The sequence below is a fragment of the Neisseria sp. HMSC065D04 genome (genome assembly GCF_001815675.1).
Taxonomy (GTDB): Bacteria; Pseudomonadota; Gammaproteobacteria; order Burkholderiales; family Neisseriaceae; genus Neisseria.
Genome location: NZ_KV821492.1, coordinates 22,229 through 36,078, shown reverse-complemented (window position 1 = coordinate 36,078; position 13,850 = coordinate 22,229). Strand labels below are relative to the sequence as shown.

The window sequence follows — 13,850 nt, the reverse complement described above, 5'->3', positions numbered from 1 at the left end:
GTCGGGATTTTGAGACAAGCGGCAGGGTGGCTGCTTGCGGAATATAACTAAAAAGATATATTATGCAACTTATTGTTCACGATCATGCGGAAGCGGATTTGGAACGCCTTTTCGAGAGTAATGAGGAGGCGGTCGGTTATATCGATAGAGTGATTACGCTTATCGATGATACGCCTGCGCTTTTTGACAAGCTCTTTTCTGAAAGCTACTGCCGCGATTACGATCAGCCCATCGGGCTTTTGGGCATGGAATGCAAACGTGTGGCGGCATTATGGAGTGCGGATATACGCGTGATGCGGCTACGGCTCGATGAGGAATCTGCGCTTTCGCTGCGTATTTTGTACTGCGTTCGAAATGAGATGCAGCCGAACCGGACGTTTATCCGGAAAATCTATATTTTGGCGGTTGCCGACAAATCCGAGGGCTTCGATTATCAGCCCGATCATCCGATTATGCGGAGAATCCAAAATGACTATGCAAAAATCGAATATTGAAAATTGGACTGCCTTCGGGGCGGTCTGTCTGTTTACGGCTTCTGCGGTGTCTTTTTCCGCACCTGCCGCTGCTGCGACTATCAGAACTTCTACGGTATTTGTTGCAGGCAAGCAGGTCTTGCCGCTTTCTGATGCGTCAGATGCTTGCTGCTATGTGGAACGTGTTCGCAAAAATCCGCGCCGTGCGGCGGCGATGGACAGAGCAGGCAAAAAGCTGGCTGCAAGACTTGATGCGGATACTGCTGGGCCAACGTTTGCATCGTTGCGTCTAAAAAACGGCTTGACGCAATCTGCGCTTGCTGAAAAAACGGGGCTTAAACAGTCTTATCTTTCACGCATTGAAAACAACCGCTGTACTTTGAGCAATGATACAGTCGATAAACTGGCTGCGGTATTCGGTATCGGACCTCTTGACGTACGGGCGGCTTTTGACCGTCAGTGGGATTTTGTGGAAGGACTCAAATCATGATGCCTGTATCGCTGCATATTCAATATTGCGACAGTATCATCCGCCATGCGGACGATTTCCGTTACAGTCTGATTGGTATTTATCCGGGGGTCTGTCCGCTGCCGTCGCGCGATTTTGTATTGGCTCAATTAAATCTTTGTCTGATTTTCGAGATTCCGACTTCGAGAAAGGATTTGAGCTTTGTTCCTTTGCGCCTGGAGATTCTTAGGGATTCCGATGTTTTGTCAGTATTTGAAATGCCGCCTGTCGGCAATGCTCCTGTAGTATCGGAAAATCCTGAAGTGTTCAGCGGGCTGGTACATCATAGTTTGGATAATCTTCCTGTATCGGTCGGAGATAAAATTTGGGCGAGACTTGTAGTGGGTGATGTTGTGGCAAATGGAAATTCCCTTAAGTTTATCGCTATGTAAGCTGAAATTTTGAAAGGTCGTCTGAATTTTTCAGACGACCTTTTGTTTTGGTCAGGGTTTGGAAACTGCGGCGGCAAAGTTTGGGCTGACTTCGCCTTCATAGAGGACAATCGGTACATCTATCAGGCTTTGGAGTTTGACGGCGGTCGTCAGTCCGTTGCCGTCTAGGGTGTGGACGGTTTCTTTTCCGACCCATTTCTCTGCGTCGATTTCGGGTTTGAAGCCTTGCAGGGTTACGGGGCTTTCGGGCGCGATGTCGGGGCGGCCAACGGCTAGGGAAATGTCGAATTCCATTGCGCCGCGTTTTAGTTTTTTGTATGCGGCGCGCGCGCCGGTGGCGGCGGTTTTGGGGCTTTGGTAGGTATGGCGCAGGGTTTTGATTTTTTTGCCGGTGGTGTCCGCCTGCTTGATTTCGGTTACTTCTTTGGTGGTGGTTTTGTGGGTTTTGCCGTCTTTGCGCTTGGTCTTGTATTTTTTGGTGGTGGTAACGGTTTTTTTGACGGGGTCGTAGTTGTCTTCGGTGATGACGACTTCGTGCTTTTTCCCCGTCTGCTTGTCGATGTAGTAGGCGCGGACGGCGTTGTAGCTTTCGGTATTGCTGTATCTGAATGTGTATTGGTCGCCGCTGTTGCGGGTAATCCTGATCGTGGGCAACGGCTGCCCGCTGGCGGTCGTGGCTTCGCCCGATGAAACAAACAGGAGGCGGCCATGTTTGACTGTTGCGATGGCGTCGTAGCGTTCGGCAAGGCGCGACAAGAAGGCGGCGTCGGATTCGTTGCTTTGGTCGATGTGGTCGATTTTTTCTTCTTGGTAGGCTTTGCCGATGATTGGTGTGTAGCCGTTGGCGGCGGCAATGGATTCGATGATTTCTTTCAGGCTGGTTTTGTGCCAGCTTTTTTCTTTTGCCTCGGAAAAGCGGTCGGATGTGTCGGCGGATTGGGCGGTGATGTGTAGGGTGTCGGGTGCACCGCTCCAGCTTACTTCAGTAATTTTGTAGCTGCCTTTATCGACAATGCCTGTTTCGATGTAGCCTAGGGCGATGGTTATCTCGGCAGACTTCGGGGGCAGGGCGAGCGCGCCGTCGTGGTCGGACAGGCTTACGGTCAGCTCGTCCGCCTCGAAGCCGCTTTTGTCGGTCAGGCTGATGGAGATGATGCGGGATAGGGCGTCGGTATTGAACGGCTTGCCGTTGATGGACAGCTTGGCGACGGGCGTCAGATGGTTGCCGCCCGTGTCGGTTATGGCGTTAAAGATTTTTACGGCTTGGTCTTTGATGGTGGTCAGGATGGTCATGGCGTTTTGCTTTTCGGTTTAGATGCCTGCGATACGGCGGGCGATGGACACGCCGAGTTGCAGGGCTTTGCCTTTTAATCCGAGCGGGCTGTCGGATACTTTTTTCAATTCGAGGCTGAAACTGATGGCGCGGGCTTTGCTGTCTTGCATGAGCTGACCTCTGTCCTCTTTGATGGACGTGATGACGTATGCGCCCATTATCTGCCCGGTACCCAGTATCAGGTTGTACGGCTTGCCGCGCTCTGCCATGAGGCGGAGCATGGACAGGGAGGTATCGCCGCCTGTGATTTCTGGGCGCAGTTCGGCGGATAGGGTGATGGTTTCGGTATCAGGACCGATGTATTGCACGGGGTTGATACCGCCGCCGACGGTTGATTGTTCGGGATGCCGCCAGCCGTTTTGACGGCTTATGGTTTGGAACGGGATGGTGCGTAACATAAATGGGAAAAATCCGAGTGTTGCCAGCATTTTTTTATCCTTAGTCGTCTTTGAACGCGCTGCGGGCGCGGCGCGCTGCATTGGCGGTTATTTGTTCGATTTGGCGGCGGACTTCGCGGGCAATTTCCGCCGCGCTGCTGCTGCCGCCGTTGATGGTGATGTTGATGTTCATGCCGCCACCGCCGCCGCGGTTGAAGTCGGCGGCAACGGGAACGGCTCCGGCAAGGGCGGGGCGCGGCTCGGGCGCGGAGGACGGCAGGATACTGCCCAAAGCGGTCAATCCTGCTTTGCGGATTTTGTCGAGTACCCGCCATCCGCCAAAACGTGCGACGTCGCGTTGATTAAAGACGACCTCGCCTTTGTGGACGATACCGGCGGGGGTATTGACGCCGCCCGCGCCGGTATAACCGCCCGTCGAATAGCCTTTGTTTGGAATGTATGCGCCTGATCCAATGCTCGAACTGCCTAAACTTGGCATGGTTAATTTAACGGAAAAGGCTTTTTTGAGCCATTCATACGCGCCCATCGCAGCAGATTTGAGGGCGTTCAATGGTCCAAGGGCTACCTGCGCCGCCTGTGCAATCGGATTTTCTCCGCCGAATACTTTTTTGATCCATTCCCAGCCTGCGACCAGTGCGGATTTGACTTTCTCCCAGTTTGCGAACAGTGCAATCAAGACGCCTATCGGACCCGTAAAGGCAATCAGCAGCGGGTTATTTTGAAATACTTGTTTAATCCATTCCCAGCCTGCAATCAGGGCATTTTTGATTCTTTCCCAATTTGCGAAAAGTGAAATCAATGCGCCTATCGGACCTGTAAAGGCGACAAGCAGAGGGTTGCTTTGGAATGCCTGCTTAATCCATTCCCAACCCGCAATCAGAGCTGCTTTGACTTTATCCCAATAGACGTATAAGGCGACGAGGGCGGCAACAGCAAGAATCGCCCATCCGAACGGGTTTGTAAGCAGGAACATTGCCGCCTTTAATCCGAATGAAACGAGAGCCATCCCGAGACGGGCTATCCAGCCTATCAGTGTCCCCATGCCACCGCCTGCAAACCTGATGATGGTCATGAATCCGCTCATGACGCCTGTTATCCCGTGAACTGCCAGCCCTAGGGCTGAAATGGCGGTAGCACCCACGGCGAATAGGGCAATCAGCTTCATGATGGCGGCGGCGGCGGTGGGATTTTGGGCAGCCCATGTGCTTAATTTGCTGTTTACGTCGGCTATCCATTGGGTCAGGCTTTTGAGTTCCGGAGCTACTGATTCCCCCATCGTGGCGAGAAAGTTGGTAAATGTTCCGCTGGCCGCGTCCCAAAGGTTGGTCAGTGTGCCGAGCTGCTCATTCACGCGCTGGTTCAGGCTGGCTTGCGCCTCCATTTTTTTGGCGAACTCTTCATAGCCTGTTTTTCCCTTCTCAATCATCGTGTTTAATGCTTGCAGGGTCTCGGCATCGTCGCCGAATATCTTTTGCAGTATCCCCAATCTTTTTTCTGTGGTTAGGCTTTTGAGTTTTTCGAGCTGGGCATACATTTTGTCGAAGCCGCCGAATTCGCCTTTCCCGTTGGTAAAGTCTAAGTCTATTCCGCTGCCTTTGGTTGCTTTGGCGATTTTTGCGGTATCCATCATCCGTGTGAATACTTTACGCATGGCATTACCGGCGGATTCTCCTGACAGTCCTGCTTGGTCGAGCATACCGACCAACGGACCCATCTGTTTCATTGCGGCTTCGCCCTTGATTTTCAGGGTATCAAGAGCGGGGGACAGTTTTGAAAATGCGCCCAAGATGTTGCCGTCCTCGACGCCTGTGTAGTAGAGGCGTTGGACTTGGTCCATGATGGCGAGCATCTCTTTTTCGCTGGCGCGGGTCGCGTCTTGGAGTTTGGCAGTCATCTCGGCGGCGGCGTCAGGGGCTTTTTTGAGCTGCACCGACAACATGGCTGCGGCCTCGCCCGTGCCGCCCAAGATGGTTTGAGCGGATACGCCTTGGCGCATCAGCATGGTCATGAGATTTTTAAAATCTGCCGTCGTACCCGGTAATTTGTCTCCCAGTTTGGTAGCCAGACTGTTGATTTTTTCGTATTCGGCGGAGACGCTTCCGTCGGATGTCATCATGGCGGCGCGTAAATCTACGGACGCCGTTTCGCTTTGTGCGTATGCGGTTATCGGCTTTTCTAACAGGCGTTTCGCGCCGTATGCGTGAGCAGCGGCGACGCCTGATGCCATAATGGCTTTTGAGTTTATGTCGTCCAGTTTTCTGCCGGCATTTGCCCATTTTTGCTGCGCAGCGAATTTTTTGTTTGTTTTCTCCATCTGCTCGGCAAGTGTTTTTTGATTTTGGGCAAGATTGACGGTGGACGTCCCGGCGGCTTTCATTTCTTTCGCAAGCCGACCGGTGCTTTTTAGTTGCCGCTCTTGGGTTTGTTCCAGTATTTTTGCCTGCTGGGCAAGTTTTTTCATTTCTCGGCTTTGTGCTTGGGTTGCGCCGCCGCTTTTTTTCATTTCGGCGAGCAGCTCCCGCTGCCTGTTGCGGTTTTCTGACAGCTTTTTATTTGTTTCGCTTAGGTTTTGGCGATATTTTTCAAGCCGCTTTGTGTCGTTTAGGGCTTTATTCAGGCGCATTTGCTCTTGTTCGGTTTGTTTTAATCTCCCGCTCAGCCCTGATGCGGCTTTGCTGATTCGGTCAAATTGTCCGCTTGCTTTATCGGTGGCTTTGAGAATAATATTAAGCGTCTTATCGGTCATGGCGTTTTGCCTGTATTTAAGGGATGGATTTGATATGTTCGGTTTTTTTAAGCGTCAGCCTGTAAACAAACAGCCTGCATTCACGCCGTCGAGACGTCCTAAGTCTCCGGCGCAATTGCGGCGCGAAACTGACGAATACATCCTGAAAGTTCAAAATGAAAGTCGTGTTCTTTGCGAGAATTACCGCAATATGACAGCAGCTAAGTCAAATCCTTATCGGAAGGCGGTCAGTAGCGCGATTGCTTTTTTCTTCGTTGGGAAATTGTTCAAGTAATTTTTAATTGAAAAGGTCGTCTGAAATGTTTCAGACGACCTTTTTTATTGCCCTGCGTTTTCGGATTGGATCCGGTTTATTTCTTCTGCTTTTGCCGCCCAACTGTTTAACCTGTATAGGTTTTGTTCGGCAAACCAATCAATCGACCCTTTAAATGTGATTGCGCAGAGGGCGAGGGCATCGTCTATTTGGTAGAACTTTTGCTGTTCGCCGTCAACGTCATCCTCCCAAATATCAGGGACGGAATTTATCAGTCGGCTGAAAGTGTCTGCTCGGTAGCGGAATCTTGGATATAACCCAATTCCGCAAAGGCTTCCTGAATCTCTACTTTCGCTGACGGCGGCGCTGAAAAAAAATCTACGGCGGCGTTGAGGGCTTGTGCGTCCGCCATGCTGAATCCGCCATATTGAGCCATGCCGATTTTGGGCGTACTGATTTTGGAGAGCAGCTTTTGGATGGTTTCCGTGTGTTTGATTTTAATCAGGTCTTGCCCTAAGCCTGCCATGTCTTTGGCGAGCGGTTCGCGGAGGGTGTAGGCCGTGCCGTTTGATACGGTTACGATAATGGTGTTGTCCGGGTTGATTTTGATTTTGGGTTCTTGCTGCATTTTTTGCGCCTTTGAATTGATTGTTGTCGGTCGGGCTTTTCCTGCCCGACCTTTGCTTTTTACCGATTACAGACCTAACGCATTGCGGATGCCGGCGCGAATGTCTTTACCGCCGATGACGAGTTTATTTGCCATCAGGTCGCATTCGAAAATGACTTCGCCGTCAACTGTTTCCTTCCAATAGGTCAGGGCGTACTTAAATGTCTGTTCGCCGCCTTCGCCTGCTTTGTCTTCGTTGCGCGTGGTCTCGATGATGCGCCCGCGGGCTTCGCCTACCAATGTTTGATAGGTTTCTTCGTCCTCTTTGTGCAACGCGCCTTGGTAGCGCAGCAGGTTGCCATTAATTTTATGGCTGATTGACTTGAACAACTCGAGGTCAAAGCCTTTGCTTGTCAGCTCAAGCTCGAGTTTCTCGATACCGTGAATGACTGTGTATTCACCCAGACCGCCACCCGGCGTGTAGTCTTCGGTTTTAAATTTGATGTCGGGGCGTTTGACGGTCATCAGGACGCCGTCTTTGTTGAGGCCGTCGGTAAATACGTTAAAACTTTTGAGGATGCGTGGTAACTGCATTTGCTGTCCTTATACTGTGGTCGGTTTGATGTTTGACGCAAACTCGATGACGCGGTCGGTCAGGTTAACGATAAAGCGATCGGAGACGTGTTGGTTCAGTTCGATGTTTTCCAACGGCGGTGCGACGGTAAATTCGTAGTCAAATGCGAAGATGCCGTTTGATACGCGCTCTTTTTCGATTTTTTTCGGGTCGATAAATACCTGCGCGCCCAATAACCAACCTTTATAGACTTTTTCCGCCAGCTTCGCGTTGATTGTGTTGATGATGTCAATCATCAGGGAAGGATGCATCGGTTTATCCATTGCCCAGAGGAAACTTTCGGCGATGGTCTCTTTGATAATTGATGCAACACGGACTGTCGGCTCAAATGCCCAAATCGGATCTGCCGAGCAGGTTCGATTGCCCCATACGCGGAAACCTTTTTCGCGGATCAGGGTCGTTACGTCTAGGTTGTTTAGTGTGTTCGCATCTGAATTAATATCCAACAGTCCGAAGCTGCGCGGTGATTTGATGGCGGACACGCCTTGAATCTCTGTATTAGATATTGATTTGTGCGGACCGATTTTTTCGTCAAGTATGGCGCGCGCGCCTAAGATTCGGGCAATAGTGGCAGCGGTCTGCGGCGTTCCGTTTGCGCCTGCTGTCATAAACTCATTGTCGATTAACATGAGATTATTTTGTCCAAAACCTTGGCGGTAGGTTTGCACTGCCGGAATCTCGTCAGCCCCTCCCGCAGAAGCATAGACGAATCCACCCAAGGCGTTGGCAGCCACGCACAATTCAGCGGTTACGTCGGCATCATCCAATTCTGGCGCACCGATAATCTTTGGCTTGAAGCCAGTACGGACAGGGGCTTGACGCAGGATTTTTGCGCCTTTAATTATTGCTGCTTTTTGTTCAGCGGGTTTTGCCGATGATGCTACACGGACTACAACAATCTGCGCATCTGCTTGGTCATAGATGGCATCTAACGATTTCCCCAGTGTGCCTTTACTGCCTGCTTTTCCCAACAGGCTGCCGACAGATGTAGCAAAAATCGGAGTGTCCTGCGGAAAGGTCTTCGCGTCAGCATCTTCAGATGTGGCAACTAAGCCGATGATGTTGCTGGCGATGTCTGATACGGCGCGCGCACCGTGGGTATATTCGTTGGCAGTTACGCCATGCATTCGTTTTGCAGTCATATTTTTATCCTGTTTATGTCTTTCCTGATTGTTTTCCAATCATCCTCTCTACTCAAGTATGATTTTTTTTTATCGGGCTTTTAAGGTCGTCTGTGTAAGCCGCCGCCGCCTTTTGCACCATGCGGATGGCTGAAAATAATAAAAGCGACGGAACCGTCGCTTTTGTTTTTACCAGTTACATATAACCAATTCGCCGCTTGTTTTACCGGTTTTGTCTCTGCCAACTGTATAGGCAAGCTCAAGCGGAGTGATGCGGAAGTCTTTGAACAACTCCCTTATATCAGAATGGTCGTTTATAGACAGCATGAATTTGCCCTTGCTCTCCGCCATTGCTTTGGCCAGCAGCTCATACTGCGACCAATCGAATGCGTGGTCGTACCCTGCGGTTTGCCAGTACGGCGGGTCGGCGTAGAAGAAGGTATGCTCTCGGTCATACCGCTTGAAGCATCGATCCCACGCCTCGTTTTCGACGAACACACCTCTCAGCCGGGCTTGGGCTGCTGTCAGTTTTGCCCTAATCTGCGACGCATCCCACGCTTTTGAGGTGGTGGCCGTACCAAAATGTTGATGGACGGTCTTGCCACCGAAGGCATTGTGCTACAAATAAAAGAACCGGGCAGCTCGTTGAATATCGGTCATGCAATCAGGCGGCGTGCTTTGCAGACGGGCAAATACCTCGCGGCTAGTCAGTGTCCACTCGAACTGGCGGACGAACTCGTCAAAGTGATGTTGTACCACGCGGTACAGGTTGATGAGCTGTCCGTTGATGTCGTTGAGTACCTCTACTTTAGCAGGCGTTGGGCGCATAAAGAACAACGCCGCGCCACCGGAAAACAGCTCAACATAACAAGAATGCTCGGGGAACATGGGCAACAGGTGTTTTGCCAATCGGCGTTTACCGCCCATCCAAGGGATAATCGGTAGAGTTTGTTGTGTTTTTTGCATCATATATATACTCCTAATTTGCGGCATTCGGGACGCTCGGAGTCAGATAAAATGTGATGCTCAACGGCACTCTGCTGATTTTTTAGTTACTGAATGAATTGATGTTTTTACAACGTGCGCATTTGATTTGCACGTATCCGCTGCCTTTGGCAAGCAGTTTGCCGCAGTATTTGCAGCGCATTTCGCGGTAGATTTGCATTTGCACTCACTCCCATATCACGGATAGAATGCCTCGGTCTCTAGAGACTAAGGCGGCCTAGAAGTCAATGCAGGCACTATCTGCTTGGCTGGCGTAGCGGTGTTCCTGCACCGCTACGTCGCCGTCCCACTGATTTTTTCAATCTCCTCTCTAAGGTCGTCTGAAATTTCAGACGACCTTTTCTCTTAACTGATACCGTACTCAGTCATCAGTGCAGTGACTTTTTCGGCAACTTTACTGATATCCCCCTGAACAAACTCGATGCCTGCACCAATAATGACATTACGTCCTACATTTCCGGCATGATTCATACCGAAACGGATTTTGTTGAACGCTTTATCAGCACCTGCTTTGACAGGGATGACCGCAACGTACCACTTGTTGTATGAGTACACCTGAGTAGCGGAAATTGGCTTACCATCGATGGTCGTACCCTCGAATGAACGCAACTTGAATCCCGTCTCTTCGTTTGTACTTACTAAGCCATTATTAATAATACTTCTATCGTTCAGGACGACTGCTGAGAACCCTGAACCCGCGGCGCCGCCCGAAAGCTGCTTGAATGGGAACACAATCGCGGAATCAGACGAACCATCAGAAGTCAGCCCCTCAGACTCAATGAATCGAATACCTTTACCCTCACCGGCAACCAAGGAACGCATGATTTTATGACCGTCATCTTCACCGAACGCACCAGCCCAGTCTAATGGCTCTCCGGCTCTTTCGGCATTATTCAAGGTTTTCAGTTTGGCCGTATTGTTGCTACCGACCGCCTCGGCTGCCGTTGCCGCCAATCCGTCAAACGTGAACTTGACGGAAGTCGTAGATTTGGCAGCAGGTGATTCGGCTGCCGTTTCAGTTTCTTTCGGCAGCGCAGCAGGCGGCTGAGTCGTAGGCTGGCCATCTCCTTCCGCTTTAGGCGGCTGGGCAGGTGTCGTTGCCGCAGCCTGTTCCCCGCCTTCAGCCTTCGGAGAGTCGGCAGGTTTGGCAGGTTTAGTATCAGCCGCCGTGCCGTTATTCAGCTTGGCAACAGCCGCTGCAACGGCGGCATCAATAAGCGCCTGAACTTCAGTTTTCGTCGGTCTGACATTTCCCTCAGCAGTGCCTTGGGCGGTCGTAGTATTCCGGAAAACATGATCGGAAAATGCCCCTGTTCGCTGATCCCATGTTTTATTGTTGTCGTGACAACAATCGGTATGCGTACCCGTTTGATAGAATCCCTGACTTGCGATACCGCTACGATGAACATAGGCGGCATCCGAGATATAAGGCTTCGCAGGCTTATCCCCCTTGGTATAAGGCGTCACATCCAAACGGTTGTCCCGAACGGTACAACCAGTCAGATTGCCCGTTAAAAACTGGCGGGCATAGTTGCCGTCGGGGCTATTTCGAGCAGTGTTGTTCGCAAAATAGCTGCCATCAATTGTGCCGTATCTACTTTCTGCACCTATCAAGTAGGCATAGGTAGAGTCATTCACAAATCCTTCAAATACTGCACCGCTACCGCTTCCAGCCGGATCGACGGCCTCAATACTCAGACTTTTCGCATCGGAATATTTCGTACCGCTGGCGGTAATGCGAATACCCGTAATCACACCATTTGCGACCGTACAGGTTGCCGCCGCGCCGCGCGCACCTTCGCCGCCGCCTGTAATCACAATCTTGGTATCCGCACTGTATCCGGTTCCGCCATTTTTAATAGCAATATTGCTCAAATAGCGGAGGCCAAACGCCTCACCAAAAGGCAGGGCAAAAGTACAGGAATTGTCCGAAATCGTGAATCGATTGTGACCGAAATTACACGGCACGCCTCGCGGCGCGTAAATGCGATTGTTTTGGACAGTGATATTGGCACGCAACCACCACAAATCCTTATCTTTTCGGGCTTTTACCCCTGTCGCACCGTTAATCAGGAAAATACCATTCATACCGCTGATAAATTCATTGTCTTTGATGACAATGTTGGATTCCTGATATTTAAAGCTGCTATTGTCTGCGCGGCCGCCCTTAGTGGTGTCTTGCGCGTAGGTTTCCTCGATGACGACCCCTGTACCGTAGTAGAGGCATGAGCCGCTATTGCCGATGATTTGGATATTGTTACCAGTATGTGCATCAGCAACTTTACGCGCAGCGAAACCGAAGTGGTTGTTGATGAAGCGGATACCAATTTGCGGTAGGTATCGGCTTGTCCACAACCAATAGCCTGGGTCAACGGTAACTTGACTGTTGTCGCGGGAATGCTCGACCGAAGCATCCGGATGTCCGACACGCCCTTGCAGACAGTTCATACCCTCGACAGTAATGCCGACACCACGGACAACGCCAATGCCGCCGATATAGTTGTCAGACATGAAGCCGCCGTAAACCTTGCAGTCGTAGCAAACCATTTTCTCGCGAATGGCGGTATCAATATCACCGCCGCTAACGTCACGACAATCTCGGGTAGAATAAAGACCAAACTGTATTGCACTACCGGTCATCCCGCGAACATCAAAATCCCAGACGACCAAGTGGTAAACATCATAAATCAACCAGCCATTTGCCGAAGACCCGCGCTGACCACCGCTCCATTTACCCCACGTCTCAGAAACAGTGCCGTCTTCCTGCGGGAACTCATTTTTCGTGCCGTCAGCGTTCCAATAGCCGCCAACGCCTAAATCAACTTTTCTTGACTGTTGACGTTCGTATTCTTTGATTTTTGCCCATGTTAAATCATCAGGTTTTTTGACATCTTGCACCTGAGCAGCATTGTTACGGTAACGGGCAAGGTCATGTAAAAGGCGAGTGGTATTAAAACCTAAGTCATACAACCCCTTATCCGCATATCCATAGCCGATATGCGGATTCTCGGGCGTCCAGCCATCAATCGGCGCAAACAACCCTTGACGCCCGCCGACATAGCCTTTTTCCATCCAGCGGCGGGTACGGATAACACCGCCATGCATGATAACGTTACCTTCGCCGCCGTCCATTTCGAACACGTTGACACCAAAGGATTCGGCAATAAACATGACACCGCGGAAATCGAAGAAACAATTAGACTTATTGCGGATGTAGATACACGGCTGCGCACCGTCAATAGTCAGGGTCATCCCACCGACCGTGACTTTTCGACCGTCCGCACCAAAAACATCAGGCTTATACCCCACGTTTTTATCCACGCTGAAAACCGAACCCTGACGAGCGGTAATATATGAACCATTGGGGATACGTTCGATGTATTCGGTAACGGCGCGGCTGATTACAGCAGCTTCGGCAGGAGTCTGTTTGTTCGTTTTGAAGAATCCCGACAAGACTTTTACGCGCAATTCTTCAGTCAGCGCATCTTCGAGATAGTACACGCCGCGCTCAATTGCCAGCTTCATACCTGTTTCGTGCTTGGCTTGCAACGCCGCCACTTTGGCAGCAGTCTCAACCTCGGAAAGCGCACCGTTTACAGCGGTTGCGATTTTGGCGGGAGCAGCCATTTCTTTAGCTTCCGCCGCCGTATCCTTCGCCGCCTTCGTATTCTTGGCAATCGCCGACAGCGCTTTTTCTAAGTTGTTTAATTCTTTAGCCATTTGTTTCACCCAAATCTTTTAAAATATCCGCTAGCGCCGCGTCGCTAACCCCACTATTGTCCGTTGCCGGTTGCGTTGGGGCAGGAGTGGGCGTTGCCGTTGCGTTGTTACCCGTGCCGTTGTTTGCCGGTTGCGTTGGTGAGGGTTGTGTAGGTTGAGTGGGTTGTTTTGCACTACCGATGTTTTCTTTAACAACCGTTTCGACGATTTTTCTGATTTCTTCGGCTGTCAGCATTTTTGGTGTCTCGACTGACGGAGTGGGTGATGCCATAACCACTAAACCCTGCTCCATGATGCTGACGCGTACCGGCTCAGTAGCCTCACCGATAAATCCGCTGACGTTTGAGATTGACGGCGCGATATATACGTCGCCTTTTAGGACGGTTGAGACGATACCGCCAAAAATGGCACGGAGATCGTATTGTCCGTTTGCCCATGCGACATTTTGAGTCAGGGCGGCAGGAAATGTAATAATGATTTCGCGCCCGCTGACACTAACCTGCGGCCTCAACTCTTCACCCGTCTGACCACGAACCGTCATTGCCCATTGAGCTTCACGCGGCTCAAATGGGAGTCCGCCTCCGTCAAAACCGACGCGAAAAACTCGGGTATCACCACGGTACAGGGTCAAATTTTTGGTTTGGATGCTCATTTTTATGC

13 protein-coding genes and 1 pseudogene are annotated in these 13,850 nt (G+C 50.9%); 4 read left to right on the top strand and 10 right to left on the bottom strand.

Annotated features, from left to right (window positions below):
• The first annotated feature begins 62 nt into the window (after nucleotides 1–62).
• From HMPREF3050_RS03245 to HMPREF3050_RS03235, 3 genes are read left to right on the top strand one after another with little or no spacing between them, the layout of a single operon-like run.
• The gene (locus HMPREF3050_RS03245; protein ID WP_070773428.1) at nucleotides 63–494 is read left to right on the top strand and encodes a hypothetical protein; all 432 of its coding nucleotides are present in this window, start codon (nucleotides 63–65) and stop codon (nucleotides 492–494) included.
• Nucleotides 469–963 carry a helix-turn-helix domain-containing protein gene (locus HMPREF3050_RS14985; protein WP_246830214.1) on the top strand — a complete coding sequence of 165 codons (495 nt, stop codon included), beginning with the start codon at nucleotides 469–471 and terminating at the stop codon, nucleotides 961–963. Before HMPREF3050_RS03245 ends, HMPREF3050_RS14985 begins: the two co-directional genes overlap by 26 nt.
• The gene (locus tag HMPREF3050_RS03235; RefSeq protein ID WP_070773427.1) at nucleotides 960–1,373 is read left to right on the top strand and encodes a hypothetical protein; all 414 of its coding nucleotides are present in this window, start codon (nucleotides 960–962) and stop codon (nucleotides 1,371–1,373) included. The genes HMPREF3050_RS14985 and HMPREF3050_RS03235 overlap by 4 nt, the downstream gene beginning before the upstream one ends.
• Before the next feature lie 51 nt (nucleotides 1,374–1,424).
• Here the strand turns inward: HMPREF3050_RS03235 and HMPREF3050_RS03230 are convergent, their stop codons facing one another.
• Genes HMPREF3050_RS03230 through HMPREF3050_RS03220 form a run of 3 tightly spaced genes read right to left on the bottom strand, consistent with a single transcriptional unit; the run spans nucleotide 1,425 to nucleotide 5,850 of the window.
• Nucleotides 1,425–2,666, bottom strand: coding sequence for a contractile injection system protein, VgrG/Pvc8 family (locus HMPREF3050_RS03230; RefSeq protein WP_070773426.1), 1,242 nt, complete (start codon nucleotides 2,664–2,666; stop codon nucleotides 1,425–1,427).
• Between the two features lie 18 nt (nucleotides 2,667–2,684).
• Nucleotides 2,685–3,134 (bottom strand): phage tail protein, encoded by a 450-nt coding sequence (locus HMPREF3050_RS03225; protein WP_070773425.1) that lies wholly within the window; start codon nucleotides 3,132–3,134, stop codon nucleotides 2,685–2,687.
• A 10-nt stretch (nucleotides 3,135–3,144) separates the two neighbouring features.
• Entirely contained in the window at nucleotides 3,145–5,850 is a 2,706-nt protein-coding gene (locus HMPREF3050_RS03220; RefSeq protein ID WP_070773424.1) for a phage tail tape measure protein, read from the bottom strand.
• A 34-nt stretch (nucleotides 5,851–5,884) separates the two neighbouring features.
• Here HMPREF3050_RS03220 and HMPREF3050_RS03215 point away from each other — a divergent pair, with 34 nt between their 5' ends.
• Complete coding sequence (locus tag HMPREF3050_RS03215) at nucleotides 5,885–6,124, top strand: hypothetical protein (protein WP_141758392.1); 240 nt, start codon at nucleotides 5,885–5,887, stop codon at nucleotides 6,122–6,124.
• A 250-nt stretch (nucleotides 6,125–6,374) separates the two neighbouring features.
• Here the strand turns inward: HMPREF3050_RS03215 and HMPREF3050_RS03210 are convergent, their stop codons facing one another.
• The 7 genes and pseudogenes from HMPREF3050_RS03210 to HMPREF3050_RS03185 form a co-directional block, all read right to left on the bottom strand.
• Nucleotides 6,375–6,731, bottom strand: coding sequence for a hypothetical protein (locus tag HMPREF3050_RS03210; protein WP_070773422.1), 357 nt, complete (start codon nucleotides 6,729–6,731; stop codon nucleotides 6,375–6,377).
• 66 nt (nucleotides 6,732–6,797) lie between these two features.
• On the bottom strand, nucleotides 6,798–7,304 hold the full coding sequence (locus tag HMPREF3050_RS03205) for a phage major tail tube protein (protein ID WP_045074494.1): 507 nt from the start codon (nucleotides 7,302–7,304) through the stop codon (nucleotides 6,798–6,800).
• 9 nt (nucleotides 7,305–7,313) lie between these two features.
• Nucleotides 7,314–8,486 carry a phage tail sheath subtilisin-like domain-containing protein gene (locus HMPREF3050_RS03200; RefSeq protein WP_070773421.1) on the bottom strand — a complete coding sequence of 391 codons (1,173 nt, stop codon included), beginning with the start codon at nucleotides 8,484–8,486 and terminating at the stop codon, nucleotides 7,314–7,316.
• A 168-nt stretch (nucleotides 8,487–8,654) separates the two neighbouring features.
• Nucleotides 8,655–9,434, bottom strand: a pseudogene (locus tag HMPREF3050_RS03195) (DNA adenine methylase).
• 79 nt (nucleotides 9,435–9,513) lie between these two features.
• On the bottom strand, nucleotides 9,514–9,630 hold the full coding sequence (locus HMPREF3050_RS13190; protein WP_080980608.1) for a zinc finger domain-containing protein: 117 nt from the start codon (nucleotides 9,628–9,630) through the stop codon (nucleotides 9,514–9,516).
• A 185-nt stretch (nucleotides 9,631–9,815) separates the two neighbouring features.
• Nucleotides 9,816–13,190 carry a hypothetical protein gene (locus HMPREF3050_RS03190; protein ID WP_070773420.1) on the bottom strand — a complete coding sequence of 1,125 codons (3,375 nt, stop codon included), beginning with the start codon at nucleotides 13,188–13,190 and terminating at the stop codon, nucleotides 9,816–9,818.
• Complete coding sequence (locus HMPREF3050_RS03185) at nucleotides 13,183–13,842, bottom strand: hypothetical protein (RefSeq protein WP_070773419.1); 660 nt, start codon at nucleotides 13,840–13,842, stop codon at nucleotides 13,183–13,185. Before HMPREF3050_RS03185 ends, HMPREF3050_RS03190 begins: the two co-directional genes overlap by 8 nt.
• Nucleotides 13,843–13,850: the final 8 nt, after the last annotated feature.

Excerpts from the sequence above, each read along its gene's own strand:
- HMPREF3050_RS03220 (WP_070773424.1), bottom strand. The coding sequence starts at position 5,850 with ATGACCGATAAGACGCTTAATATTATTCTCAAAGCCACCGATAAAGCA.
- HMPREF3050_RS13190 (WP_080980608.1), bottom strand. The coding sequence starts at position 9,630 with ATGCAAATCTACCGCGAAATGCGCTGCAAATACTGCGGCAAACTGCTT.
- HMPREF3050_RS03185 (WP_070773419.1), bottom strand. The coding sequence starts at position 13,842 with ATGAGCATCCAAACCAAAAATTTGACCCTGTACCGTGGTGATACCCGA.
- HMPREF3050_RS03205 (WP_045074494.1), bottom strand. The coding sequence starts at position 7,304 with ATGCAGTTACCACGCATCCTCAAAAGTTTTAACGTATTTACCGACGGC.
- HMPREF3050_RS14985 (WP_246830214.1), top strand. The coding sequence starts at position 469 with ATGACTATGCAAAAATCGAATATTGAAAATTGGACTGCCTTCGGGGCG.
- HMPREF3050_RS03210 (WP_070773422.1), bottom strand. The coding sequence starts at position 6,731 with ATGCAGCAAGAACCCAAAATCAAAATCAACCCGGACAACACCATTATC.
- HMPREF3050_RS03225 (WP_070773425.1), bottom strand. The coding sequence starts at position 3,134 with ATGCTGGCAACACTCGGATTTTTCCCATTTATGTTACGCACCATCCCG.
- HMPREF3050_RS03245 (WP_070773428.1), top strand. The coding sequence starts at position 63 with ATGCAACTTATTGTTCACGATCATGCGGAAGCGGATTTGGAACGCCTT.
- HMPREF3050_RS03190 (WP_070773420.1), bottom strand. The coding sequence starts at position 13,190 with ATGGCTAAAGAATTAAACAACTTAGAAAAAGCGCTGTCGGCGATTGCC.
- HMPREF3050_RS03235 (WP_070773427.1), top strand. The coding sequence starts at position 960 with ATGATGCCTGTATCGCTGCATATTCAATATTGCGACAGTATCATCCGC.
- HMPREF3050_RS03215 (WP_141758392.1), top strand. The coding sequence starts at position 5,885 with ATGTTCGGTTTTTTTAAGCGTCAGCCTGTAAACAAACAGCCTGCATTC.
- HMPREF3050_RS03230 (WP_070773426.1), bottom strand. The coding sequence starts at position 2,666 with ATGACCATCCTGACCACCATCAAAGACCAAGCCGTAAAAATCTTTAAC.
- HMPREF3050_RS03200 (WP_070773421.1), bottom strand. The coding sequence starts at position 8,486 with ATGACTGCAAAACGAATGCATGGCGTAACTGCCAACGAATATACCCAC.